Genomic DNA, 25,259 nt, shown 5'->3' with positions numbered 1-25,259 from the left:
TCAGCGGACCGGGTGGCCCGCCGCTCGCAGCGCCTGCTTGACCTCGCCGATGCGCAGGTCGCCGAAGTGGAAGACCGACGCGGCCAGGACCGCGTCCGCGCCCGCCTCGACGGCCGGGGGGAAGTCGGAGAGCTTGCCGGCGCCGCCGGAGGCGATGACCGGCACCGAGACGTGCTTCCGGACGGCGGCGATCATCTCCAGGTCGTAGCCGTCCTTGGTGCCGTCCGCGTCCATCGAGTTGAGCAGGATCTCGCCGGCGCCCAGCTCGGCGGCGCGGTGGGCCCACTCGACGGCGTCGATGCCGGTGCCGCGGCGGCCGCCGTGGGTGGTGACCTCGAAGGAGCCCGACCCGGTGCGGCGGGCGTCCACGGAGAGCACCAGGACCTGGCTGCCGAAGCGCTCGGCGATCTCCTTGATCAGCTCCGGGCGGGCGATCGCGGCGGTGTTGACGCCGACCTTGTCGGCGCCGGCCCGCAGCAGCCTGTCGACGTCCTCGGGGGTGCGCACCCCGCCGCCGACGGTGAGCGGGATGAACACCTGCTCGGCCGTGCGCCGGACCACGTCGTAGGTGGTCTCGCGGTTGCCCGACGAGGCGGTGATGTCCAGGAACGTCAGCTCGTCGGCGCCCTCGGCGTCGTACACCTTGGCCATCTCGACGGGGTCGCCCGCGTCGCGCAGGTTCTGGAAGTTGACGCCCTTGACGACCCGGCCGTTGTCCACGTCCAGGCAGGGGATGACTCGGACCGCCAGGGTCATGAATCCACGGCTCCTCTGATTGCTTCTACTAGTTGCCTCTGAACGCTTCCAGTTCCACGGAGACCAGGACGCGCGGGTCGATGAACCCCTCCACGACCAGCAGGGTCGCGGCCGGGCGCACGGTGTCGAAGAGTTCCTTGTGGGCCCGGCCCACCTCGTCGACGTCCCGCGGATGCGCCAGGTGCATCCGGGTCCTGACCACCGACTCGGGTCCCAGCCCGAACTCGGCGATCGCCTCCAGGGCGCTGGTGAAGGCCACCTTGGCCTGTTCGTAGGGGTCGCCCTCCCCGTACAGCACGCTGCCCTTGAAGGACGTCGTGCCCGCCACCAGCACCATGTCGCCCGCCGCCACGGCGCGCGCGAAGCCGAGAGTCTCTTCCCAGGGATTTCCGCTCTGCACGCGCCGTACGGTTTCGGACGTCATGAAGACACAGCCTCCAAGGCTTCTTCCAGGGTGAACGCCTTCGCGTAGAGCGCCTTCCCGACGATGGAGCCCTCCACACCGAGGGGGACCAGGTCGGCGATGGCGCGCAGGTCGTCGAGGGAGGACACCCCGCCGGATGCGACGACCGGACGGTCCGTGGCGGCGCACACGGTGCGCAGCAGCTCCAGGTTGGGGCCCTGGAGGGTGCCGTCCTTGGCGATGTCGGTGACGACGTACCGCGCGCAGCCCTCCTTGTTCAGGCGCTCCAGCGTCTCGTAGAGGTCGCCGCCGTCCCGGGTCCAGCCGCGGCCGCGCAGGGTGGTGCCGCGGACGTCGAGACCGACGGCGATCTTGTCGCCGTGCTCGGCGATGACCTTGGCGACCCACTCGGGGGTCTCCAGGGCGGCCGTGCCCAGGTTGACGCGGGTGCAGCCGGTGGCGAGGGCGGCGGCGAGGGTGTCGTCGTCGCGGATGCCGCCGGACAGCTCCACCTTGATGTCCATGGCGCCCGCGACCTCGGCGATCAGCGCGCGGTTGTCGCCGGTGCCGAACGCGGCGTCCAGGTCGACCAGGTGCAGCCACTCGGCGCCCGAGCGCTGCCAGGCGAGGGCGGCCTCCAGGGGCGAACCGTAAGAAGTTTCCGTCCCCGACTCGCCGTGCACGAGCCGGACGGCCTGGCCGTCGCGGACGTCGACGGCGGGGAGGAGTTCGAGCTTGCTCACAGGGTTCCGATCCAGTTGGTGAGGAGCTGGGCTCCGGCGTCGCCGGACTTCTCGGGGTGGAACTGGGTGGCCCACAGCGGACCGTTCTCCACGGCGGCCACGAACGGCTTGCCGTGCGTCGACCAGGTCACCCTGGGCGCCTGCATGGTGGGGTTGTGCTCGTCGAAGGACCAGTCCTGGACGGCGTAGGAGTGCACGAAGTAGAAGCGTGCGTCCGCGTCCAGGCCGGCGAACAGCTGGGAGCCGGCCGGGGCGTCCACGGTGTTCCAGCCCATGTGGGGCACGATCTCCGCCTGGAGCGGCTCGACCGCGCCGGGCCACTCGTCGAGGCCCTCGGTCTGGACGCCGTGCTCGATGCCGCGGGCGAACAGGATCTGCATGCCGACGCAGATGCCCATCACCGGGCGGCCGCCGGACAGCCGGCGGTCGATGATCCAGTCACCGCGGGCGGCCCGCAGGCCCTTCATGCAGGCGGCGAAGGCGCCGACGCCCGGCACCAGCAGCCCGTCGGCGTTCATCGCCGTGTCGAAGTCACGCGTGATCTCGACGTCGGCCCCGGTGCGCGCGAGGGCGCGCTCGGCGGAGCGGACGTTGCCGAAGCCGTAGTCGAAGACGACGACCTTCTTGGATGCGGCGGTCAACTCCACACCTCCAGCCTCATCACTCCCGCGACCAGACACATCGCGGCGCCGATGGAGAGAAGCACGATCAGGCTCCTCGGCATGTCCTGCTTGACGAAGGAGTAGATGCCGCCGGCCAGGAAGAGGCCGACGACGATCAGAATGGTCGACAGGCCGGTCACAGCGCACCCTTCGTGGAGGGGAGGATGCCGGCCGCGCGCGGGTCGCGCTCACAGGCATAGCGCAGGGCCCGGGCCAGCGCCTTGAACTGGCATTCCACGATGTGGTGCGCGTTGCGTCCGTAGGGCACGTGCACGTGCAGCGCGATCTGCGCCTGGGCGACGAAGGACTCCAGGATGTGCCGGGTCATCGTGGTGTCGTACTCGCCGATCATCGGCGCCATGTTCTCGGGCTCGGTGTGCACGAGGTAGGGGCGGCCGCTCAGGTCCACCGTCACCTGGGCGAGGGACTCGTCCAGTGGGACCGTGCAGTTGCCGAAGCGGTAGATGCCCACCTTGTCGCCGAGCGCCTGCTTGAAGGCGGCGCCCAGCGCGAGGGCGGTGTCCTCGATGGTGTGGTGGGAGTCGATGTGCAGGTCGCCGTCGGTCTTCACGGTCAGGTCGAACAGACCGTGCCGGCCGAGCTGGTCGAGCATGTGGTCGTAGAAGCCGACGCCGGTCGCCACATCGACCTTGCCGGTGCCGTCGAGATCGATCTCGACCAGGACGGACGTCTCCTTGGTGGTGCGCTCCACGCGTCCGACACGGCTCATGAACCCTGCTCCTTCTTGATCTCACGGACCGCGTCGAGGAACGCGTCGTTCTCTTCGGGGGTCCCGGCGGTGACCCGCAGCCATCCCGGTACGCCGTTGTCACGGACCAGGACGCCCCGGTCGAGGATCTTCCGCCACATCGCGTGCGCGTCCTCGAACCGGCCGAACTGCACGAAGTTGGCGTCGGAGGCGGTCACCTCGTAGCCGAGCGCCAGCAGTTCGGCCACCAGACGGTCCCGCTCCGCCTTGAGCTGCTCGACGTACTTCAGCAGCGTGCCGGTGTGTTCCAGGGCGGCCAGGGCGGTCGCCTGGGTGACGGCGGACAGGTGGTAGGGCAGCCGGACCAGCTGGACGGCGTCCACGACGGCCGGGTGGGCGGCGAGGTAGCCGAGACGCAGGCCGGCCGCGCCGAAGGCCTTCGACATCGTCCGCGAGACGACGAGATTCGGCCGACCTTCGAGCAGCGGCAGCAGCGAGTCGCCGTGGCTGAACTCGACGTAGGCCTCGTCCACGATCACCATGGACGGCTTGGCGGCCTGCGCGGCCTCGTACAGCGCGAGGACGGTCGGGGCCGGGACGGCGGTGCCGGTGGGGTTGTTGGGGGTGGTGACGAAGACGACGTCCGGCCGGTTCTCCGCGATGGCCTTCTCGGCGGCCGCGAGGTCGATGGTGAAGTCCTCGTTGCGCGGCCCGGAGATCCATCCTGTGCCGGTGCCGCGCGCGATGAGGCCGTGCATCGAGTACGACGGCTCGAAACCGATCGCGGTGCGGCCCGGTCCGCCGAAGGTCTGGAGCAGTTGCTGGATGACCTCGTTGGAGCCGTTGGCGGCCCAGACGTTCGCCGGACCGACCTCGTACCCGGAGGTGTCCGTCAGGTACGCGGCGAGCCGGGTGCGCAGCTCGACGGCGTCCCGGTCGGGGTAGCGGTTGAGGTCACGGGCGGCCGCGCGGACGCGCTCGGTGATCCGCTCGACGAGCGCCTCGGGCAGCGGGTAGGGGTTCTCGTTGGTGTTCAGCCGTACCGGCACGTCCAACTGGGGCGCGCCGTAGGGGGACTTGCCGCGCAGCTCGTCCCGTACGGGGAGATCGTCAATGCCGGTCACTTGCCCTCGGGTACCTTCCAGTCGAACCGTGCCTTGATCGCCGCGCCGTGCGCGGGCAGGTCCTCCGCCTCCGCCAGCGTGACCACGTGGTGCGCGATGTCGGCCAGCGCGTCCTTCGTGTAGTCGACGATGTGGATGCCGCGCAGGAAGGACTGGACGGACAGGCCGGAGGAGTGGCAGGCGCAGCCGCCGGTGGGCAGGACGTGGTTGGACCCGGCGGCGTAGTCGCCGAGCGACACGGGCGCCCAGGGTCCGACGAAGATCGCGCCCGCGTTGCGCACCCGGTCGGCGACCGCGGCGGCGTCGGCCGTCTGGATCTCCAGGTGCTCGGCGCCGTAGGCGTCGACCACCCGCAGGCCCTCGTCGATGCCGTCGACCAGGACGATCGCGGACTGCCGGCCCTTGAGGGCCGGGACGATCCGGTCGTCGATGTGTCGGGTGGCCGCGACCTGCGGCTCCAGCTCCCGCTCGACCGCGTCCGCCAGCTCGGCGGAGTCGGTGACCAGGACGGCGGCGGCCAGGGGGTCGTGCTCGGCCTGGCTGATCAGGTCGGCGGCGACGTGGACGGGGTCGGCGGTGGAGTCGGCCAGGACGGCGATCTCGGTCGGGCCGGCCTCGGCGTCGATGCCGATCCTGCCGGTGAAGTAGCGCTTGGCGGCGGCGACCCAGATGTTGCCGGGGCCGGTGACCATGTTGGCGGGCGGGCAGGACTCGGTGCCGTAGGCGAACATCGCGACGGCGGTGGCGCCGCCGGCCGCGTAGACCTCGTCGACGCCGAGCAGCGCGCACGCGGCGAGGATCGTCGGGTGCGGCAGTCCGCCGAAGTCGGCCTGGGCCGGGGAGGCGAGCGCGATCGACTCGACGCCGGCCTCCTGGGCCGGGACCACGTTCATGATCACGGAGGACGGGTAGACCGACCGGCCGCCGGGCGCGTACAGCCCGACGCGGTCGACCGGAACCCACTTCTCGGTCACCGAGCCGCCGGGCACGACCTGCGTCGTGTGGTTCGTACGGCGCTGCTCGCGGTGGACGGCACGGGTGCGGCGGATGGACTCCTCCAGGGCCGCGCGCACGGCGGGATCGAGTTCCGCGAGGGCGCGGGCGAGGGCCTCGGCGGGGACCCGCACCCGGTCGAGCCGGACGCCGTCGAACTTCTCGGCGAAGTCGATCAGTGCCGCGTCGCCACGATGATGCACGGCCTCGCAGATCGGACGCACCTTCTCGAGGGCGGCCGAGACGTCGAAGTCGGCTCGGGGCAGCAGGTCGCGCAGGGCGGGTCCCTCGGGGAGGGCGTCGCCGCGCAGATCGATTCGGGAGATCACGACGTCAATTCTCTCAGACCGGAATCGGAGGTCGTCCGCGCGTATCAATGGCTGATACAGAACGTGGCCGGAAACGGAAGATCCTCCTCACGGTTAGCGTTCGGGGCGTCACCCACCGGGCATGAACGGTTGTGCGGAACGTGTGCGCGAGCGAAGGGACCGAAGCAGCGTGACGGAAGGAGCCGGCATCCGGACCGGGGACCTGCCGGACGACCTGACCGCCGCCGAGGCCGGCATGTGGCAGGCCTTCCGCAACGGCAGCGTGTACGACCTCAGCAGTGGCGACGGCGTCGTCGACGACCCGCACGGCGGGCACCCCTGGGGCGAGTCCCGCACGGTAAGGGCGCGGATCGTGGCCTGGCTGCTGCTGGACGGGCCGCCCGCCCTCGCCGGCCGGGTGTCCTCGCTCAAGCTGGTCGGCGTGCAGATCAGCGACAGCCTCGACCTGGCGGGCGGCACCGTGGAGCCGTACGTCGAGATGAAGCGCTGCCGCTTCGAGCGGGACGTGCTGCTGCCCGAGGCGCGGGTGTCCACGCTGCGCATGGTGGACTGCTCGGTGCCGCGGCTGGAGGCCGCCCGGCTCCAGACGGAGGGGGATCTGCACCTGCCCCGCTGCCGCTTCCACAACGGCGTCCGGCTCACCGACGCGCAGATCGGCACCGACCTGATGCTCAACATGGCGATCGTCTACCGCGACCGCAGCGGCCGCTCGATCACCGCCGACGGCCTGAGCGTCGGCCAGGACCTCCAGGCCGAGATGCTGGAGTCGCACGGCGAGCTGCGGCTGCGCAGCGCCAAGATCGGGGTCTCGCTGAGCCTGCGCGGGGCGCGGCTGACCAATCCGTACACCCGGTTCGCGCTGAACGCGCCCCAGCTCACCGTCGAACGTTCCCTCTACCTGACCCCGGCCGGCCTCGGCGGCCAGGCGCTGAGCGGCACCACTCCCGCGCGCGGGACCCGCGTCCAGCGCTTCGAGTGCCGGGGCGGGGTGCGCCTGGACGACGGGCGGTTCGGGGACGCCGTCGACCTGGAGCAGGCCCGGTTCAGCTTCACCGACGACCAGGAGCTGTCGCTGCGCCGGGTGCAGACGCCCGAGCTGCGCTTCCTCGGGGAGCGGCCGCAGCGCGGCAAGGTGGTGCTGTCGGGGGCGCGGGTGGTCAACCTGGTGGACCGCGCGGGCGCCTGGCCGGGCCCCGGCAACCTGCACATGGGCGGTTTCGCGTACGAGAACCTGGTGCCGCAGGGGCCGTTCCCGCTGGACGAGCGCCTGGGCTGGGTGGCCGCGGCGACCGCCGAGTACAACCCGGAGCCGTACGAGCGGCTGGCGGCGGTGCTGCGGGCCGGCGGGGAGGACGAGGACGCCCGCGAGGTGCTGCTCGCCAAGCAGCGCAGGCGCCGCGAGACGCTGCCGCCGGCCGCGAAGCTCTGGGGGTACGCCCAGGACTGGACGGTGGCCTACGGCTACCGGCCGGGCCGGGCGGCCGTGTGGATGGCGGTGCTGTGGGCGGCGAGTTCCCTGGCGTTCGCGCACGCGGACCATCCGCCGGTCAACCGCGACGGGCACCCGCCGTGGAATCCGGCGCTGTTCGCCCTCGACCTGCTGCTGCCCGTGATCGACCTGGGCCAGGCGGGCCAGTGGCGGCTGCACGACGGCTGGCAGTGGGTGCAGACGGCGATGATCCTGCTGGGCTGGGTGCTGGCCACGACGGTCGCGGCGGGCGTGACCCGGGCGCTGCGACGCGGCTGACGGCGGCCGGGGCCCGGTGCGACCCGCCCGGAAAGCCGGCCCACCGGAGCGGAACCTTCACCTTTTACCCGGCCTTGACCCGGTGGCGTACAACTTTCCAGAGGTTCGCCCCGCCCCCTGGCGCGGGGTCGGCCGATCGCTTTTCAATGGCAAAACCATGGCTCTGCTGCCCCCGTTCATCCGCGCCCCGCGGACGGTCGCGTCCCGGCGCGCGCGGACCGCCGTCCCCCGCCCCGCGGCCGGACTCCCGGCCGACGACGAGGTGCTCCTCGACGTGCCCGACGACCGCCTGGGCCCCGCGCTGGTCGCGGCCGGGCGGGGCGCGTACGGGGCGGCCGCCGCGCTGCTGGCCGGCACCAGGGAGCGGGCCGAGTGGGAGTACCGCGACCGGTACGTCACCCGCCTCGCGTCCTTCGCGCGGTCCCGCCCGGAGTGGTTCGAGGACTGGCGGGCCGCCGCCCCGTACGACCCCGACGTCCTGCTGGTGGCCGCCCAGCTCGCGGTGGGGCGCGCCTGGGGGTCACCCGCCCGGGCCGAGCTGCTGCGCGAGGTGAGCCCGCTGATCACGGCCGCCGCGCAGGGCGACCACCGCGACCCGGTGCCGTGGCGGATCGCCCTGGACCACGCGCGCGGCTCGAACGCCGGGCACACGTACTTCGAGGAGCTGTGGGCGGCCGCCGTCCGCCGCGCCCCGCACCACTACGGCTGTCATGTGGCCGCCGAACGCTATCTGGCCGAGTCCTGGCACGGCTCCCACCGCGAGTGCTTCGACTTCGCCGACCGTGCCGCGCAGGACGCCCCGGCCGGCTCGCTCGTCCAGGCGCTGCCGGTACGGGCCGCCTTCTCCTACCTGACCGACGGCTGCGGGCCCGAGGTGCCCCGCGAGCGCCTCGACGCGGCCGCCGACCGCGCGATCGTGCTCTCCGCCCGTTTCCCGGGGTCGGACCCGTGGACGGCCGAGATCCGCAACCTCCTGACGTACGTCCTGGTCCGGCTCGGCCGCCGGGCCGACGCCCTCGCCCAGCTGCGTCTGGTCGGCCCGTACGCCACGTCCTTCCCGTGGGGCCGGCTGTCCGACGACCCGCTGGGACACTTCCTGGCGGTGCGCGAGAGCGTGTGCGCGGGACCCTCCGGAGAGCCCCCGGACCATCCGCGGAACGGGCACGGGGAACGCGCGTACCCCACGGACCACTAGGCTTCTGCGCCGTGACCACCGTCCGGCTGCCGCTCTTCCCGCTGAACACCGTCCTCTTCCCCGGACTGGTGCTGCCGCTCAACGTGTTCGAGGAGCGCTACCGCGCCCTGATGCGCGATCTGCTGAAGACCCCCGAGGAGGAGGCGCGCCGGTTCGCCGTCGTCGCCATCCGCGACGGCCACGAGGTCGCACCGGCCGCCCCGGGCATGCCGGACGCGACGGCGCCGCCCCGGCGGGGTCCCGCCGCCGGGTTCGGCGACGACCCGGTCAAGGCGTTCCACTCCGTCGGGTGCGTCGCCGACGCGGCGACGGTCCGGGAGCGCGCCGACGGCACCTTCGAGGTGCTGGCCACCGGGACGACCCGGGTGCGCCTGGTGTCGGTGGACGCCTCGGGCCCCTTCCTGGTGGCGGAACTGGAGGAGCTGGCGGAGGAGCCGGGCGACGAGGCGGGCGCGCTCGCGGAGGGCGTCCTGCGGGCCTTCCGCCAGTACCAGAAGCGTCTGGCGGGCGCCCGCGAACGCTCCTTGTCCACCGGGGCGGACCTGCCGGACGATCCGTCCGTGGTGTCGTACCTGGTGGCGGCCGCGATGATGCTCGACACGCCCGCCAAGCAGCGGCTGCTCCAGGCCCCGGACACCGCCTCCCGGCTGCGCGACGAGCTGAAACTCCTGCGCGTGGAGACGGCCATCCTCCGTAGCCTGCCCTCGCTGCCCGCGGCGGATCTGACCCGCGGGCAGACGAGTCTGAACTGACGCACGGGAAGGCCCTGATGGCGAAGAAGTCGAAGAAGCAGCAGCAGTCCGGCGGCACGCCCGCGACCGTCGCCCTGACGGCGGCGGGCGTGGAGTTCACGGTCCACGCCTACGACCACGATCCGGCCCACCCGTCCTACGGCGAGGAGGCCGCCGAGGCCATGGGCGTCTCCCCCGACCGGGTCTTCAAGACCCTGGTCGCCGACGTGGACGGCACCCTGACGGTCGCCGTGGTGCCGGTCGCCGGCTCGCTCGATCTCAAGGCCCTCGCGGCGGCGGTCGGCGGCAAACGCGCCGCCATGGCCGACCCGGCCCTCGCCGAACGCACCACCGGCTACGTCCGCGGCGGCATCTCCCCGCTGGGCCAGCGCAAGAAGCTCCCCACGGTGCTCGACGACTCGGCGCGGGCGCACGCCACCATCTGCGTCTCGGCGGGCCGCCGCGGTCTGGAGGTCGAACTGGCCCCCACCGACCTGGCCGAGCTCACGGAAGCGGTCCTGTCCCCCATCGGCCGCTCCTGACCGGCGAGCGCCCGACAGGTTCGGTACGGGCCGGGCACGCCCAGCCGCACCCCCGGCCCGGACCCGGCACGCCCAGCCACGGTTCCGGCTCGGGTGCCGCCCGGCACGAGCGCCGCACGCCTCGTACGGCCACCGCACGCTCCGTACAGCCGGGCGCACCCGGCCACCTCGGCCACGCGCCCGCCGAGCCCGGCCACGCCCCACCGCTCCCCGGCGCACAAGCCCGCCGAGTGCCGCGCCCCGGCTCGGGCACCGCACGCCCAGCGCGGGCGCGGCGCCCGCCCTACCCGAGCGGCGCTCCGTACGGGTCCTTCGGGAGCGGTCCCTGCCCGTACGGATCGGGGTCGCGGGGGCCGAACAGGGCCGTGAGGCCGAGGTGCACCAGGAGGGCGGCCAGGGGCCAGGCCAGCAGCGCGCCCTTGGCGCTCAGCTTCAGCGGGGCCGAGAACGTGACGCCCGCGCCCGCCGCCCTCGCGTGCGCGATCACGTCCTGCCCGGGGCCGAGCCACACGCCCAGCCGCCACGCCAGCAGGGAGCCGAGCAGTCCGCCGAGGGCCAGGGCCACGACCAGCGGCACGCCTCCGCGTCGGCGCCAGGCGAACACGGCGGCGGCGCTCACGGCGCCGCAGGCCATGGCGAGCAGGACGAACGTTCCGTCCACACCGACGGCCTGCTCGCCCTCGGTGTCCTTGAGGTAGACGACCCAGTTGTCGTCCACGGCCTCCCCGACCAGCGGGACGCGCGGCGCCAGCCACAGCCACAGCAGACCCAGTGCCACGCCGACGAGCGCGACCACGACGGTGATCACGGCGGCTTCCCGCAGCTCCGTCTTCATCCCGGGCCCGTCCTGTCCGTGTCCGGCGTCGTGGGGCGCGACGCCCCGGAATGCGGCCGCATCGGGGTGTGCGCCGGGCGACGGCCAGGCGTCGCCCGGGGACGGTTCGTGCGGCGGCGGAGGGGGAGTCAGCGGTGCGGTCACCCTGACATCGTGCCAGGCCCGTCCGTGCCGTGCGTCATCGGACGGCGGCCCGGCGGTACGCCCAGGTGGCGACCGCCAGCGACACCACGCCGACGGCGGCGCACACCGCGAGGTCCCCGAGCACGAAGGCCCAGTCGGGGTGCGGCCGGAAGGTCCGCGCGAGCGCCTCCACGCCGTACGTCGACGGCAGCAGGTCGCGGGCGAGGCGCACCGTCTCCGGCATCCGGTCGGGCGGCAGCACGCCGAGCAGCAGCGCCGCCGACATGCCCAGCTGGCCGAGCACGGTGGCCAGCTCGGGGCGCGGGGCGAGCAGGCCGAAGGCCGCGCCGAGCCCGGCCAGCGCGGCGCCGGACAGCGGGACGACGAGCGCCAGCACCCACAGGTGGGTCAGCGGCAGTCCGAAGAGCACGGCGCCGAAGACCGCGGTCACCAGCGTCCCCGGCACGGTGAAGGAGGCGTACGCGCCCGCGGCGCCCAGCACGACGGCCGCGGGCGGCACCGGCAGCGTGGCGTAGTGGTCGAGGCCACCGGTGGCCCGCAGCTGGCCGAAGTACTGCGCCAGCAGGTTCAGCGCGACGAAGGCGACGACGAGGACCGCCGAGCCGGCCACCACGGCCTCCGCCTCGCGTCCGCCCTCCACGACCCCGCGCATCATGATCAGGATGCCGACCGACTGGAAGGTCGCCACGAACAGGAGCGGGATGCGGGCCACCCGCGCGCGGGACAGCTGCGCCCGGTACACGGCCACGAGCGACGGCCACAGCCGCGCGCGCGGCGCCAGCTCGGCCGCCTCCCGGGCCGGCTGTCCGTCCACGGCCAGGGCGCTGCCCGGCAGAACCTCTGCGGGTACGACACTCACGTCGCGGTGCTCCTCTTGGGTCCGGTGGTCGCCCTGTTCGGTACGGACGCGGGGACGGTCCTGCTCACGCCTTCACCAGTCCCTGCCGCGCGGCCCCGCCCAGCGCCAGGTAGACGTCCTCCAGGCTGGGGGTGGCGAGGGTGAAGTCGTCCAGGGCGGCGAAGGCGGCCCCGCCGGTGACGGTGGCGACAACCGTGCGGGCCTCCTCGGGGCCGAGCCGCAGCGTCCAGCGGCGCCCGGACTCCACGGCCCGCTCGCGCAGCGCGGCGACCTCGGGGACGTCCAGCGGCGCCCGCTCCCGCCACACCAGCTCGACCCGTACCTCGTCGGCGACCTGCTCCTTGAGCCCGGCGGGCGTGTCGCAGGCGATGACCCGGCCGCGGTCGAGGACGGCGACCCGGTCGAGGACGGTCTCGGCCTCGATGACGTTGTGGGTGACGAGCAGCACGGTGGTGCCGCGCTCGGCGCGCCGCCGGTCCACGGCGGACCACACGGCGCGCCGGGCGACGGGGTCCATCCCGGTGGTGGGTTCGTCCAGCACCAGCAGCGGCCGCTCCCCCACCAGCGCGGTCGCGAAGCAGGCCAGCCGCCGCTGTCCGCCGGAGAGCTTGCGCAGCGGCCGGCCGGCGATCGGGGTGAGCCCCAGTTCCTCGAGCACGGCGTCCCGTTCCCGCCGGGCCTCGCGCACGGGGAGTCCGCGCAGCCGTCCGGTGGTCTCGGCGGCGAGGGAGACGGTGAGTTCGTCGAGGGCGGTGGACTCCTGACCGAGGTAGGCGAGGATGCGCGCGGCCCGTTCGGGGTGGCGCACGATGTCGTGGCCGAGGATCTCCACGCTGCCGCCGTCCGGCCGCATCAGACCGGTGACCTGGCGCACGACGCTGGTCTTGCCGGCCCCGTTGGGCCCGAGCAGGCCGAAGATCTCACCCCGCCGCACGTCGAGCCGCACGTCGTCGGTGGCGCGGACCTCGGGGGTCCCGGCAGTGCCGCGCCGGCCCCGGACCGCCGGATAGGTCTTGGTCAGTCCGCGTACGGCACACACGACCTCGTCCCGGTGCCGAATGGTCGATGCCGCGCGCGTACTCACAAGGAACGAGCCTACGGGGTCGGCGCGCCCCGCCCGCCGTCGGGGGGCGCCCAGAGTGTCCGGTTCAGTCCGCCGCGGGCGCGTGCTCGGCCGTCGCCCGGACGTCGATCTCGCGCCAGAACCCCGCCCGGATGGCGTAGCGGTCGTGCTCGTCGATCTGGTCGTCCTTGTGCGCGAGGAGGCCGAAGCGGGCCGCGTAGCGCAGCAGTTCGCCGTCGATGCGGTGCGGGATGCGCGGGTACATGCCGGACAGCTTCTGGAGATGGTTCTGGTCGCCGAGGCGCCCCATCCAGCGGCGGGCGAAGACCTGCCCCACCTCGAAGGGGTCGCCGCCGACGGTGGTGATGTCCTCCTCGCGGTCGGCCCACCGCTGCTCGGCCGTGGTGACCTGCGCGAGGGTCGGCATCGAGGCGATCTCCGGGGGCTCGGCGGCGGTGCCGGGCCGGTCGACCCAGCCCCTGTCGGAGGACCAGCGCAGGGTCGCGGTGGCCGGGGGCTGGGCGGCCCGGTCGCCGGGCGCGCGCAGGGCCGCGAGGTCCTTGGGGGTGGGGACGCCCTTGGGGGCGGGGACCCGGTCCCGGGGGCCGTTGCCGGTGGCGGCGGAGGGGTGCTCGCTCTGCTCCGCGGGCCGCTCGGACGTGGGCGCCAGGGTGGATTCGGGGAGCGGCGCGGAGAGGATGGCGGCGATCTCGGGCCGCGGCACGGGCGGCGGCGCGCAGACCCCGCCGAGGTCCTTGGCGCGTACGGCCTTGGTGATCCAGGTGCGGTCCAGGACGCGCCGTTCGTCGGCCTCGGCGACGAGGTCCTCGGACTGGTTGTAGTCGCCGTCGGCGGCCTGGACGGCCCACAGGTGGACGGCGACGCCGTGTTCCTTGGCGGCCATCATGCCGGGCAGCAGGTCGCCGTCACCGGTGACGAGGACGACGTCGGAGCAGGCCCGGTTGCGGGCCAGCTCGGTCAGCTCGGCGTGCATCGCGGCGTCGACGCCCTTCTGCGCCCAGCGGCCGTCGCTGCGGGTCAGGGCGCCCAGCCGGACGGTGACCCGCGGCATCACGCGCAGTCTGCGGTGCTCGGGCTGGGGGACGCGGTCGGGGGCGCCGTCGAACCAGTAGATGCGCAGCAGGGGCCGTTCGGTCTCGGACTCGGCCTGTTCGCGCAGGCCCTGGACGAGGGCGGCGTGATCGACGGTGATCCGGGAGCGCGAGGGTTCTCCGGCGAGGAGACTCGCGGCGGCCCCCAGCAGATACCCGGCGTCCACCAGGACGATGCAGCGGTCCACACGACTCACCCTCTTCCCGGGAGGTTTGCTTCAGGCCTGCTTCGAGTCTGCCCGACCGCACGGGGGTTAACGGCCGGAACTCGATCTTCGGCGTGGCGTTTCGGGGCGGAGCCCGCCGACGGACCCTGTCACCGACGGTAATTATCCGAAATGCGCCACAAGTCAGCCTATGTGAATCTGATTCCGGCCCTGGCCCCTAGACCCCCAACAGGAGGCAGATCCCCATGGCCAAGAACAAGAACCGTGACCGTAAGCAGCCGCAGTCCGAGCGCACCCCGCAGACGGCGCAGGCCACCCTGGAGCCGCAGGACGAGTCGAACCCGACGCAGATGGCGCCCGGCGAGATGGCCCGCGGCAAGGGACGCGGCAAGCGCTTCGGCCACAACTAGCATCCGCGTGACGGGCCCTTGACGCCCTGGCGCATGCAGGAGGGGCGCACCCGGAGGTCCGGGTGCGCCCCTTGCGTGCGTCCGCGGCTCAGCCGGCCAGGCAGGACGGGCCGAGCAGCACCTTCAGGTCGCCGAACAGGGCCGGGTCGGGCTTGACCCGGTGCCGGTCCAGGCGGAGCACGGTCGTCTTCGTCGGGCCCTGGAGCTTGATCCGGACCTCGCTGTCGCCCCGGTGGTGGGTGAGGATCTCGCCGAGGCGGTTGACCATCGGCGGGGTGACCTTCACGGCCGGGATGGTGAGGATCACGGGCGCGTTGGTGCCCGCGTTGGACAGGTCCGGCACCTGGAGTTCCATCGCGACCAGGCGGGGCACGTCCTCCCGCTTGTCGAGGCGGCCCTTGACGAACACCACGGCGTCCTCGACGAGTTGGGTCGAGACCAGCTGGTAGGTCGCGGGGAAGAACATGCACTCGATGGAACCGGCGAGGTCCTCGACGGTGGCGATGGCCCAGGCGTTGCCCTGCTTGGTCATCTTGCGCTGGAGACCCGAGATGATGCCGCCGATGGTCACGACCGCGCCGTCGGCGTGCTCACCCCCGGTGAGCTGGGCGATGCCGGCGTCCGCCTTGTCGGACAGCACGTGCTCCAGACCGAAGAGGGGGTGGTCGGAGACGTACAGGCCGAGCATCTCGCGCTCCTGCGCGAGCAGGTACGTCTTGTCCCACTCGTCGGTGGTGAACTCGACGTCGAGGCCGAAGCCGGGCTCGTCGTTCTGTTCCTCGCCCATGCCGCCGAAGAGGTCGAACTGGCCCTCGGCCTCCTTGCGCTTGACCGCGACCACGTTGTCGATCATCGGCTCGTACTGCGCGGTGAGGCCCTTGCGGGTGTGGCCCATGGAGTCGAAGGCGCCGGCCTTGATCAGCGATTCCGTGGTGCGCTTGTTGCAGACCACCGCTTCGACCTTGTCGAGGTAGTCGGGGAAGGAGGAGTACTTCCCCTTGGCCTTGCGGGACTTGATGATCGACTCGACGACGTTGGTGCCGACGTTGCGCACCGCGGAGAGGCCGAAGAGGATCACGTCGTCGCCCTGGGCGGCGAAGTTCGACTCGGACTCGTTCACGTTCGGCGGGAGCACCTTGATGCCCATGCGGCGGCACTCGTTGAGGTACACGGCCGACTTGTCCTTGTCGTCCTTGACCGAGGTGAGCAGCGCGGCCATGTACTCGGCGGGGTAGTTCGCCTTCAGGTACGCCGTCCAGTACGAGACCAGTCCGTACGCGGCCGAGTGGGCCTTGTTGAACGCGTAGCCGGCGAAGGGGACCAGCACGTCCCACAGGGCCTGGATCGCCTCGTCGCTGTAGCCGTTCCTCTTCGCGCCGGCCTGGAAGATGGTGAAGTTCTTCGCCAGCTCGTCGGGCTTCTTCTTGCCCATCACGCGGCGGAGGATGTCGGCCTCGCCGAGGGAGTACCCGGCGATGATCTGGGCGGCCTTCTGCACCTGCTCCTGGTAGACGATCAGACCGTAGGTGACGGCCAGGACCTCCTCGAGGGGCTCCTCCAGCTCCTTGTGGATCGGCGTGATCTCCTGGCGGCCGTTCTTGCGCTCCGCGTAGTTGATGTGCGAGTTCATGCCCATCGGGCCGGGCCGGTACAGGGCCGAGACGGCGGAGATGTCCTCGAAGTTGTCGGGCTGCATCTGGCGGAGCAGCGAGCGCATCGGGCCGCCGTCGAACTGGAAGACGCCGAGGGTGTCGCCGCGGCAGAGCAGTTCGAAGGTCTTGGGGTCGTCCAGCGGGAGGGCGAGCATCTCCAGGTCGATGCCCTTGTTGGCCTTCACCATCTTGATGGCGTCGTCCATGATCGTGAGGTTGCGCAGGCCGAGGAAGTCCATCTTCAGCAGGCCCAGCGACTCGCACTGGGGGTAGTCCCACTGGGTGATGGTCACGCCGTCGGTGTGCCGCACCCAGATCGGGGCGTGGTCGACGATCGGTTCGCTGGACATGATCACGCCCGCCGCGTGCACGCCCATCTGCCGGACCAGGCCCTCGACGCCCTTGGCGGTGTCGATGACCTTCTTCACGTCCGGCTCGTTCTCGTACATCGCGCGGATCTCGCCCGCCTCGCTGTAGCGGGGGTGCGAGGGGTCGGTGATGCCGTTCAGGTCGATGCCCTTGCCCAGGACGTCGGCCGGCATCGCCTTGGTGAGACGGTCGCCCATCGCGTACGGATAGCCCAGCACGCGCGCGGAGTCCTTGATGGCGTTCTTCGCCTTGATCTTGCCGTAGGTGCCGATCATGGCGACCTTGTCGGCGCCGTACTTCTCGGTCACGTACCGGATCACCTCGACGCGCCGGCGCTCGTCGAAGTCGATGTCGACGTCCGGCATGGAGACGCGCTCGGGGTTGAGGAACCGCTCGAAGATCAGGCCGTGCGGGATCGGGTCGAGGTCGGTGATGCCCATGGCGTACGCGACGATCGAGCCGGCCGCGGAGCCTCGGCCGGGGCCGACCGCGATGCCGTTGTTCTTGGCCCACATGATGAAGTCGGCGACGACGAGGAAGTAGCCCGGGAACCCCATCTGGATGATGACGTCCATCTCGTACTCGACCTGCTTCTGCCGGTCCTCGGGGATGCCGCCCGGGAAGCGGCGCTCCATGCCGCGGCGGACCTCCTCCTTGAACCAGCTGACCTCCGTGTAGCCCTCGGGGATGTCGAACTTCGGCATGAGGTTCTTGGCCTCGAACATGCCGGTCGTGTCGATCTGCTCGGCCACCAGGAGGGTGTTGGCGCAGCCCTCCTGCCAGGCGTCCGAGGAGTCGATGGCGTACATCTCGTCCGTGGACTTCAGGTAGTAGCCGGTGCCGTCGAAGCGGAAACGGTCCGGGTCGGAGAGGTTCTTGCCGGTCTGGATGCACAGCAGGGCGTCGTGGGCGGCCGCCTCGTGCGCGTACGTGTAGTGCGAGTCGTTGGTGACCAGCGGCGGGATGCCGAGCTTCTTGCCGATCTCCAGCAGGCCGTCGCGGACCCGGCGCTCGATCTCGATGCCGTGGTCCATCAGCTCCAGGAAGTAGCGGTCCTTGCCGAAGATGTCCTGGTACTCGGCCGCCGCCTTCAGCGCCTCGTCGTACTGGCCGAGGCGCAGGCGGGTCTGGAGCTCGCCGGAGGGGCAGCCGGTGGAGGCGATGAGCCCCTCGGACCACTGGGAGATGGTCTCCTTGTCCATCCGCGGCCACTTCTGGAGCCAGCCCTCGGCGTACGCGTCCGAGGAGAGCTTGAAGAGGTTGTGCAGGCCGGTCGCGTTCGCCGCCCAGATGGTCTTGTGCGTGTAACCGCCGGAACCGGAGACGTCGTCGCGCTTCTGGTGCGGCTGGCCCCACTGGATCTTGCGCTTGTTGCGCCGCGACTCGGGGGCGACGTACGCCTCGATCCCGATGATCGGGGTGACCCCGGCCTTCTTCGCGGAATGGAAGAAGTCGTACGCCCCGTGGAGATTGCCGTGGTCGGACATGGCGATATGGGTCATGCCCATCTCGTTGCACGCGTTGAACATGTCCTTCAGCCGCGCGGCACCGTCCAGCAGCGAGTACTGGGTGTGGACGTGCAGGTGCGTGAACGGCGGCTTCGACACGGCATGGCCTCCATGGGGCAGGTGCTGCGGCGCGACGCGCCGTGCTGCGGGCGGCGGTCGGGCGACGGGTGAACGATCGACGACGGGCTGGCGGACGGTCGGGGGGTCAGCCTCGAAGTCTATGCCTCGGCACTGACAGGTGAGGTGAACACGGTGGCGCGAAGCGCCTCGATGAGGGGCGGTGGCCGGGTGACGGGCGGGCGGCTCCCCGGCGTACCTTCACAGCGGGGGGCCGTGGGCACTTTCGCACGCGTCCGCCCGTTGGAGACGACAGAAACGCTGTCGTACGCATGAAGCACCAGGAGGCACCCCGCGATGTCGGTTCCGCAGCTCAACGAAGAGCCTCGCGGCGAGGAGATCCTCGCCGTCCTCGACACCGCCTTCGGCGAACTCCTGGCCGCGGACCCGGCCGCGTTCCGTGTGAAGTTCCGCAAGATGGCGGCCTCGGCGTTCGCGTTCTACCGGGGCACGGCGTGCCTCTTCTACCACGACCAGGACGCGGCGAGCGGCGGGCGCGGCGAGACCGGCGCCTTCACCGGGCCCTACCTGGACGAGCGCACCTCGCGCGTGTGGATCCACGGCGATCTGCACGCGGAGAACTTCGGCACCTACATGGATTCCCAGGGCCGTCTGATCTTCAACGTCAACGACTTCGACGAGGCGTACGTCGGCCCCTTCACCTGGGACCTGAAGCGCTTCTCCGCCTCGATCGCCCTGATCGGGTACGCGAAGGCGCTCAGCGACGACCAGATCACCGAGCTGGTGGGGGTGTACGCGGGCGCCTACCGCGAGCGGATCCGCGCCCTGGCGACGGGTGCCAAGCAGGACGAGGTGCCGCCCTTCACGCTGGACACGGCCGAGGGCCCCCTGCTGGACGCGCTGCGCGACGCCCGTTCCCTGACCCGATTCGGGCTGCTGGACTCCATGACCGAGATCCGCGACTTCGAGCGCCGCTTCGCGCCGGGCGGCGGCTCCATCGAGCTGGACGCCGCCACCCGCTACAAGGTCCTCGCCGCCTTCGACGGCTATCTGGAGACGCTGCCGGAGACCTCCCTGGCCCGCCCGGACTCCTACCGCGTGAAGGACGTCGTCGGCCGCCGGGGCATCGGCATCGGCTCGGCGGGCCTGCCCTCGTACAACATCCTCCTGGAGGGCCACAGCGACGCCCTGGAGAACGACGTGGTGATCTACATCAAGCAGGGCCAGACCCCGGCCGTCTCCCGGCACATCACCGACCGGGCGATCCGCGACTACTTCCAGCACGAGGGCCACCGCACGGTGATCTCCCAGCGGGCCCTCCAGCAGCACGCCGACCCGTGGCTGGGCTGGACCGAGCTGGACGGCGCGGGTCAGCTGGTCGCCGAGGTATCGCCGTACGCGGTGGACCTGGACTGGAGCGACATCGACGACCCGGAGGAGATCGCGGGCGTCGTCGCCGACCTCGGCCGGGCCACGGCCACCATGCACGCGGCGGCGGACGACACCTCCGGCGAGTCGCTGGTGCCGTTCTCCACCGAGCGGGCCATCGACGCGGCGATCGCCGGCGACGAGGAGGGCTTCGCGCCGCTCCTGGTCGACTTCGCGCACGCCTACGGCGCACGCGCGCGTGCGGACCACCAGATCTTCCTCGACCTGTTCCGCAACGGCCGGATCCCGGGTCTGTGACGGGCTCCATAACGAAAAGGGCGCTCACAGCAACCCTTTAGGGGCCTCTTACCGGCGCGCGTGACACACTCTCCTCCGCTATGGACATATCCGGGACCCGCCTCAGAGCCGTACGCGCGGCGCTGTTCACGGCCTTCGTCGTGACGCTCAGCACCGCGTCGCACGTGCTGCTGTCCCGGGTCCCGCTGCCGCTGAACACGGTGGCCGCCCTCGCGGTCGCCGTGTTCCTCCTGGCGTACGCGCTGGCGGGCCGGGAGCGCGGCTTCGGGCGGATCGCCGCCCTGCTGATCCCGCTGGAGCTGGCGGCCGACACCGTCTTCACCACCGGCCAGCACGTCTGCTACGGCCGGGCGGGCGGCCCGGTCGCCGGCCCGCTGCGCTCCGTCGGCCTCGACGTCCTGTGCGGCGACGGCACCAGTGTCGGCGCCCCGCTGGCCCGCGTGACCGGCACCGACCCCGAGCGGGTCGGCGGCCTCCTCGCCCACGCCGACCCGTCGACGGCCTGGCTGCTGCTGGGCGCGCACGTCGGCGTCGGCCTCGTCGCCGCGGCCTGGCTGCGGCGGGGCGAGCGCGCGCTGGGCCAGTTGCTGCGCGCGGCGACCGCGACCACGTTCCGGCCGCTGCTGCTGGCCGTGGCCGCCGTGACCGTCCGCGGCACCCCGGCTGCCCGCCGCCTGCCGCGGCCCGCGCGCCGTCCGGTCGCCACCAGCCGCGACCGGATCCTCGTGCACTCCCTGGGACGTCGCGGACCCCCGCGCCCGGCCGCCGCCTGAGCGACACCGGATCGCCCGGTCGGACGTACCGGGTCCGGTCACCGGCTTCGATCCGACGGGTTCGATCACCGGGCCGGTCCCCGTCCCGATCGCCCTGCGCGGCCCCGGAGCACGACAGTCCCCACACACGTATCCGCGCACCCCCGTGCGCGTCCCACCTGGAGAACACCACCATGAGCAAGCGCAACAGTGCGGCGGCGAAGACGGCGGCCCGCGAGCGACTGCGTCTCGAGCGCGAACGTCAGGCCAAGCGGGCCAAGGTCAAGCGGCAGGTCGTCGTGGCCTGCTCGGTCGTCGCGGTGCTGGCGGTGGCCGGCGGCATAGGTTACGCGGTCGTCCAGAACAACAAGCCCACGTACTGGGAGGAGGCCAAGGACAAGCCGCTGGTCAAGCCGGCCAACACCACCGGTGAGAACGGCACGACGGTCGTGATGGGCAAGAGCACCGCCAAGAAGACCCTCGTGATGTACGAGGACCCGCGCTGCCCGGTCTGCGCCCAGTTCGAGCAGACCGTGGGCGCCACCGTGAAGTCGGACTACGACGCCGGCAAGTTCAAGCTCCAGTTCGTCGGCGCCACCTTCCTCGACAACAGCCTGACCGGCGAGGGCTCCAAGAACGCGCTGAGCGCGCTGGGCGCCGCGCTCGACGTCAGCCCGGAGGCGTTCCTCGAGTACAAGACGGCGCTGTACTCGGCGAAGTGGCACCCCGAGGAGTCCGACGACAAGTTCAAGGACGACAGCTACCTGATCAAGGCGGCGGACACGGTCTCCGCGCTCAAGGGCAACGCCGCGTTCCAGAAGGCCGTGAAGGACGGCACCTACGACAGGTGGGCGCTGGAGATGTCCGAGACGTTCGACAAGAGCGGTGTGTCGGGCACCCCGACCCTGAGGATGGACGGGAAGCCGCTGACCGCACCCGGCAGTCAGAACGCCCCGATGACGGTCGCCGACTTCAACACCGCGCTCGAGGCGGCCCTCAAGGCCTGAACGGCCGCCGCGTGACGGCAGCCTGAGAGACGGAGAACCGAAGAGCGGGCGAACTTTTGCCAGTTCGCCCGCCCTGCGTCGTACTGGTCAGTAATCTGATCGCCCGTGACCAGTCGATACAGATCAACAGAGAGCACCGACGCGCCGTCGGACCGCCTCGACGCGGGCGCCCCGCGCCGCCGTACGGTCGTCAAGGCCGCCGCCGCCACCGCCGTGCTGGCCGGGCCGCTCGCCGCCGCGCTGCCCGCGTGGGCCGCCGACGAGACCCCCGCCTTCCTGCACGGTGTCGCCTCCGGCGACCCGCTGCCCGACGGCGTCCTGCTGTGGACCCGGGTGACGCCCACCGCCGAGGCCGTACCCGGCTCCGGGCTCGGCCCGGACACCGAGGTCGAGTGGGTCGTCGCCCGGGACAAGGCACTGACGAACGTCGTGGCGAAGGGGTCCGTCACCGCGACCGCCGCCTCCGACCACACCGTCAAGGCCGACGTCCGCGGTCTCGCCCCGGCCACGGACTACTGGTTCCGCTTCTCGGCCGGCGGGACCGACTCCCCGGTGGCGCGTACCCGCACCGCGCCGGCGGCGGACGCGTCCGTGGCGGGTCTGCGCTTCGGCGTGGTGTCCTGCGCCAACTGGGAGGCCGGCTGGTTCTCCTCCTACCGCCACCTCGCCGCCCGCGGCGACCTCGACGCCTGGCTGCACCTCGGCGACTACATCTACGAGTACGGCACCGGCGAGTACGGCACCCGCGGCACCGTCGTACGGCAGCACGCGCCCACGCACGAGATCCTCACCCTCGCCGACTACCGCACCCGGCACGGCAGGTACAAGACCGACCCCGATCTGCAGGCCCTGCACACCAAGGCGCCCGTCATCGCGATCTGGGACGACCACGAGATCGCCAACGACACCTGGTCGGGCGGCGCCGAGAACCACACCGAGGGCGCCGAGGGCAACTGGACCGCCCGTCAGGCGGCCGCCAAGCAGGCCTACTTCGAGTGGATGCCGGTCCGCCCGGCGCTGGCGGGCACCACCTACCGCCGGCTGCGCTTCGGCAAGCTCGCCGACCTCTCCCTGCTGGACCTGCGTTCCTTCCGCTCCCAGCAGGTCTCCGTCGGCAACGGCGACGTCGACGACCCGGACCGCACCCTCACCGGCCGCGCCCAGCTCGACTGGCTGAAGGCCGGTCTGAAGGCGTCCGACACCACCTGGCGGCTGGTCGGCAACTCGGTGATGATCTCGCCGTTCGCGATCGGCTCGCTCTCCGCGGACCTGCTCAAGCCGCTCGCCAAGCTGCTCGGCCTGCCGCAGGAGGGCCTCGCCCTCAACACCGACCAGTGGGACGGCTACACGGACGACCGCCGTGAACTCCTCGCCCACCTGCGCGCGAACGCCATCCGCAACACCGTCTTCCTCACCGGCGACATCCACATGGCGTGGGCCAACGACGTTCCCGTGGACGCCGGGACCTACCCGCTGTCCGCCTCGGCCGCCACGGAGTTCGTGGTCACCTCGGTGACCTCCGACAACCTCGACGACCTGGTGAAGGTCCCCGAGGGCACGGTCTCCGCACTCGCCGCCCCGGTCATCAAGGCCGCCAACCGCCACGTCCACTGGGTGGACACCGACCGGCACGGTTACGGCGTCCTGGACATCACCGCCGACCGCGCGCAGATGGACTACTACGTGGTGTCCAGCCGCACCAGGGCGGACGCGACCTCGTCCTGGTCCCGCTCCTACCGCACCCGCACCGGCACGCAGAAGGTCGAGCGGACGTACGACCCCGTGTAGCCGCCGCCTACAGGCTCTCGAGGAAGCCGAGCGCCACCCGCCAGGTGGCCTCGGCGGCCTCGGCGTCGTAGTCGGGCAGGTCGGGGTCGGTGTAGAGGTGACCGGCCCCGGCGTACCGGTAGATCTCCACGTCGGCGCCCGCCCTGCCCATCTGGAGGTACCAGGCGCTCAGCCAGTCGTCGGTCTCGAACGGGTCCGGCTCGGCCACGTGCAGCTGCACCGGCAGGTCGTCCACCGAGGCGTTCGGCGCGAGGTCGGAGGTGCCGTGCAGGAGCAGCAGACCGCGTGCCTTGTCGTCACCGAGGGCGAGGGTCTGGGCGATCGACGCGCCCAGCGAGAAACCGGCGTACACCAGCCCCCGCTCCGAGTAGGGCGCGGCGGCCAGGACGGCTCTCCTCAGCAGCTCGTCCTTGCCGATCCCCTCGTTGTGGGCCATGCCCTCCTCGACCGTGTCGAACGTGCGCCCGTCGAAGAGGTCCGGGGTCCACACCTCGTGACCGGCGGCGCGCAGCCGGTCCGCCGCCGCGCGCACCGCGGGACGCAGTCCATAGGTCGAATGGAAGAGCATGATGTTCATGGGGCCATGGTGCCAGCCGGTGCCGACAACGCCCCACGGGGCGCCCCCCGCACCACCCCACGTGGGTCTCTTCACACAACGTGCATGTTCACGACCCCGCAGGGCCGGTTACGTTCGAAGGCATGGAGAACCTGCTCCGCCCACTGATCGTGGTCGGCGGTTCGGTCGTGCTGACGTTGTTCATCGGCTGGGCCACCGACCGACTGTTGTGCAAGGCCGACCGACGGCATCCCGAGACACCCCTGTGGGGGCTGTTGCGCCGCGCGCGCATCCCGTACCAGCTCGGGCTGTGCGCCGCCCTGCTGAGAGGATCGTTCGACAACGCCGAGATGCTGGAGGGCCACCGCGTCGGCATCGGCCAGACGCTCACCCTGGTGCTGATCGGGTCGACCGCGTGGATGGCGATCCGGATCTCCGCCGCGGTCGTCGAGACCTCGTACCGCCGTTACGCGCGCGTGCACCGGGACGCGGCCCGGGTGCGGCGGGTACGCACCCAGGTGTCGCTGATCATGCGGGTCGTCTCCGCGGTGGTCGGGGTGGTCGCGGTGGCGGCGATGCTGCTGACGTTCCCGGCGTTCCGCGCGGCCGGCGCCTCGCTGCTGGCCTCCGCGGGCATCATCGGCATCGTCGCCGGTGTCGCCGCCCAGTCGACGCTGAGCAACATGTTCGCCGGCTTCCAGATCGCCTTCGGCGACATGGTGCGGATCGGCGACACGGTGGTGGTGGACGGCGAGTGGGGCACGGTCGAGGAGATCACGCTGACCTTCCTCACCGTGCGGACCTGGGACGAGCGCCGGATCACCATGCCCGTCTCGTACTTCACGTCCAAGCCGTTCGAGAACTGGTCGCGCGGCACCCCGCAGATGACCGGCATCGTCTACTGGCACCTCGACCACTCCGCACCGCTGGACGCGATGCGTGAGAAGCTCCGCGACATCCTGCGCGAGTGCCCGGCCTGGGACGGCCGCGCCTACGGCCTGGACGTCACGGACACCACGCCCAACACCCTCCAGATCAGGGCACTGGTGACCGCCAAGGACGCCGACGACATCTGGACGGTCCGCGTGACCGTCCGCGAGCGGATGATCCGCTGGCTGTCCGAGGAGCACCCGTACGCGCTGCCCCGCGTCAACACCGCCGACGCGATCCTGCGGTCGTCCCGCTCCAACGGCCGGATCCCCGGCGGCATAGGGCCTCAGCGCCGCGCCCACGAGTCGCCGCGGGCCGACCGCTGAACCGGTGAACCGCTGACGCCGGCCGGGCCGCCCCGTGCGCCCGGCCGGCGTCCCGCACCGGAACCCGCCCCGCCCGACGGCCG

24 protein-coding genes are annotated in these 25,259 nt (G+C 71.9%); 10 read left to right on the top strand and 14 right to left on the bottom strand.

The window, feature by feature from the left end:
* The 8 genes from hisF to hisD are packed head-to-tail and all read right to left on the bottom strand — an operon-like array spanning position 1 to position 5,719.
* Positions 1–756 (bottom strand): imidazole glycerol phosphate synthase subunit HisF, encoded by a 756-nt coding sequence (gene hisF, locus AB0N31_RS15475; protein WP_366058874.1) that lies wholly within the window; start codon positions 754–756, stop codon positions 1–3.
* 28 nt (positions 757–784) lie between these two features.
* Complete coding sequence (locus AB0N31_RS15470) at positions 785–1,180, bottom strand: RidA family protein (RefSeq protein ID WP_366058873.1); 396 nt, start codon at positions 1,178–1,180, stop codon at positions 785–787.
* Entirely contained in the window at positions 1,177–1,902 is a 726-nt protein-coding gene (gene priA / locus AB0N31_RS15465) for a bifunctional 1-(5-phosphoribosyl)-5-((5-phosphoribosylamino)methylideneamino)imidazole-4-carboxamide isomerase/phosphoribosylanthranilate isomerase PriA (protein ID WP_366058872.1), read from the bottom strand. Before priA ends, AB0N31_RS15470 begins: the two co-directional genes overlap by 4 nt.
* Positions 1,899–2,543, bottom strand: coding sequence for an imidazole glycerol phosphate synthase subunit HisH (gene hisH, locus AB0N31_RS15460; RefSeq protein WP_366058871.1), 645 nt, complete (start codon positions 2,541–2,543; stop codon positions 1,899–1,901). The genes priA and hisH overlap by 4 nt, the downstream gene beginning before the upstream one ends.
* On the bottom strand, positions 2,540–2,704 hold the full coding sequence (locus AB0N31_RS15455; protein ID WP_170109940.1) for a hypothetical protein: 165 nt from the start codon (positions 2,702–2,704) through the stop codon (positions 2,540–2,542). The genes hisH and AB0N31_RS15455 overlap by 4 nt, the downstream gene beginning before the upstream one ends.
* The gene (gene hisB / locus AB0N31_RS15450) at positions 2,701–3,294 is read right to left on the bottom strand and encodes an imidazoleglycerol-phosphate dehydratase HisB (protein ID WP_366058870.1); all 594 of its coding nucleotides are present in this window, start codon (positions 3,292–3,294) and stop codon (positions 2,701–2,703) included. Before hisB ends, AB0N31_RS15455 begins: the two co-directional genes overlap by 4 nt.
* Positions 3,291–4,397 carry a histidinol-phosphate transaminase gene (locus AB0N31_RS15445; protein WP_366058869.1) on the bottom strand — a complete coding sequence of 369 codons (1,107 nt, stop codon included), beginning with the start codon at positions 4,395–4,397 and terminating at the stop codon, positions 3,291–3,293. The genes hisB and AB0N31_RS15445 overlap by 4 nt, the downstream gene beginning before the upstream one ends.
* Positions 4,394–5,719: a histidinol dehydrogenase gene (hisD, locus tag AB0N31_RS15440; protein ID WP_366058868.1), complete on the bottom strand. Its 1,326-nt coding sequence runs from the start codon at positions 5,717–5,719 to the stop codon at positions 4,394–4,396. The genes AB0N31_RS15445 and hisD overlap by 4 nt, the downstream gene beginning before the upstream one ends.
* 169 nt (positions 5,720–5,888) lie before the next feature.
* Between hisD and AB0N31_RS15435 the strand changes: the two genes are divergently transcribed.
* The 4 genes from AB0N31_RS15435 to ybaK all read left to right on the top strand — a co-directional run bounded on the left by AB0N31_RS15435 (position 5,889) and on the right by ybaK (position 9,934).
* A complete protein-coding gene (locus AB0N31_RS15435; protein WP_366058867.1) occupies positions 5,889–7,466 on the top strand; it encodes an oxidoreductase in 1,578 nt (525 codons plus the stop codon).
* Positions 7,467–7,623: 157 nt separating this feature from the next.
* Complete coding sequence (locus tag AB0N31_RS15430) at positions 7,624–8,661, top strand: hypothetical protein (RefSeq protein ID WP_366058866.1); 1,038 nt, start codon at positions 7,624–7,626, stop codon at positions 8,659–8,661.
* Between the two features lie 11 nt (positions 8,662–8,672).
* Positions 8,673–9,413, top strand: coding sequence for an LON peptidase substrate-binding domain-containing protein (locus tag AB0N31_RS15425; protein WP_366058865.1), 741 nt, complete (start codon positions 8,673–8,675; stop codon positions 9,411–9,413).
* Between the two features lie 17 nt (positions 9,414–9,430).
* On the top strand, positions 9,431–9,934 hold the full coding sequence (gene ybaK, locus AB0N31_RS15420; protein ID WP_366058864.1) for a Cys-tRNA(Pro) deacylase: 504 nt from the start codon (positions 9,431–9,433) through the stop codon (positions 9,932–9,934).
* A 283-nt stretch (positions 9,935–10,217) separates the two neighbouring features.
* Here the strand turns inward: ybaK and AB0N31_RS15415 are convergent, their stop codons facing one another.
* The 4 genes from AB0N31_RS15415 to AB0N31_RS15400 form a co-directional block, all read right to left on the bottom strand.
* Positions 10,218–10,913 (bottom strand): DUF2567 domain-containing protein, encoded by a 696-nt coding sequence (locus tag AB0N31_RS15415; protein ID WP_366058863.1) that lies wholly within the window; start codon positions 10,911–10,913, stop codon positions 10,218–10,220.
* 34 nt (positions 10,914–10,947) lie between these two features.
* Complete coding sequence (locus AB0N31_RS15410; RefSeq protein ID WP_366058862.1) at positions 10,948–11,772, bottom strand: ABC transporter permease; 825 nt, start codon at positions 11,770–11,772, stop codon at positions 10,948–10,950.
* A 64-nt stretch (positions 11,773–11,836) separates the two neighbouring features.
* On the bottom strand, positions 11,837–12,811 hold the full coding sequence (locus AB0N31_RS15405; RefSeq protein ID WP_366058861.1) for an ABC transporter ATP-binding protein: 975 nt from the start codon (positions 12,809–12,811) through the stop codon (positions 11,837–11,839).
* A gap of 109 nt (positions 12,812–12,920) precedes the next feature.
* Positions 12,921–14,135 (bottom strand): NYN domain-containing protein, encoded by a 1,215-nt coding sequence (locus AB0N31_RS15400; protein ID WP_366058860.1) that lies wholly within the window; start codon positions 14,133–14,135, stop codon positions 12,921–12,923.
* 224 nt (positions 14,136–14,359) lie between these two features.
* On the opposite strand from AB0N31_RS15400, the gene AB0N31_RS15395 reads away from it, so the two are divergent.
* Complete coding sequence (locus tag AB0N31_RS15395) at positions 14,360–14,524, top strand: hypothetical protein (RefSeq protein WP_363087249.1); 165 nt, start codon at positions 14,360–14,362, stop codon at positions 14,522–14,524.
* An 88-nt stretch (positions 14,525–14,612) separates the two neighbouring features.
* Here the strand turns inward: AB0N31_RS15395 and dnaE are convergent, their stop codons facing one another.
* Positions 14,613–18,152 (bottom strand): DNA polymerase III subunit alpha, encoded by a 3,540-nt coding sequence (gene dnaE, locus AB0N31_RS15390; RefSeq protein ID WP_366058859.1) that lies wholly within the window; start codon positions 18,150–18,152, stop codon positions 14,613–14,615.
* 315 nt (positions 18,153–18,467) lie between these two features.
* Here dnaE and AB0N31_RS15385 point away from each other — a divergent pair, with 315 nt between their 5' ends.
* The 4 genes from AB0N31_RS15385 to AB0N31_RS15370 all read left to right on the top strand — a co-directional run bounded on the left by AB0N31_RS15385 (position 18,468) and on the right by AB0N31_RS15370 (position 23,364).
* Positions 18,468–19,817, top strand: coding sequence for a DUF2252 domain-containing protein (locus AB0N31_RS15385; protein ID WP_366058858.1), 1,350 nt, complete (start codon positions 18,468–18,470; stop codon positions 19,815–19,817).
* 80 nt (positions 19,818–19,897) lie between these two features.
* A complete protein-coding gene (locus AB0N31_RS15380) occupies positions 19,898–20,590 on the top strand; it encodes a hypothetical protein (protein ID WP_366058857.1) in 693 nt (230 codons plus the stop codon).
* Between the two features lie 173 nt (positions 20,591–20,763).
* Positions 20,764–21,576, top strand: coding sequence for a thioredoxin domain-containing protein (locus AB0N31_RS15375; RefSeq protein ID WP_366058856.1), 813 nt, complete (start codon positions 20,764–20,766; stop codon positions 21,574–21,576).
* Between the two features lie 105 nt (positions 21,577–21,681).
* Positions 21,682–23,364 carry an alkaline phosphatase D family protein gene (locus tag AB0N31_RS15370; RefSeq protein ID WP_366058855.1) on the top strand — a complete coding sequence of 561 codons (1,683 nt, stop codon included), beginning with the start codon at positions 21,682–21,684 and terminating at the stop codon, positions 23,362–23,364.
* Positions 23,365–23,371: 7 nt separating this feature from the next.
* Here AB0N31_RS15370 and AB0N31_RS15365 read toward each other — a convergent pair whose 3' ends face one another.
* Entirely contained in the window at positions 23,372–23,941 is a 570-nt protein-coding gene (locus AB0N31_RS15365; protein WP_366058854.1) for a dienelactone hydrolase family protein, read from the bottom strand.
* 122 nt (positions 23,942–24,063) lie between these two features.
* On the opposite strand from AB0N31_RS15365, the gene AB0N31_RS15360 reads away from it, so the two are divergent.
* Positions 24,064–25,176, top strand: coding sequence for a mechanosensitive ion channel domain-containing protein (locus AB0N31_RS15360; protein ID WP_366058853.1), 1,113 nt, complete (start codon positions 24,064–24,066; stop codon positions 25,174–25,176).
* Positions 25,177–25,259: the final 83 nt, after the last annotated feature.

Origin of the sequence: Streptomyces sp. NPDC051051 (assembly GCF_040682975.1) — a bacterium.
Taxonomy (GTDB): Bacteria; Actinomycetota; Actinomycetes; order Streptomycetales; family Streptomycetaceae; genus Streptomyces.
Note: the sequence above shows the minus strand (reverse complement) of the source record. Positions and strands in the feature narration are given on the sequence as shown.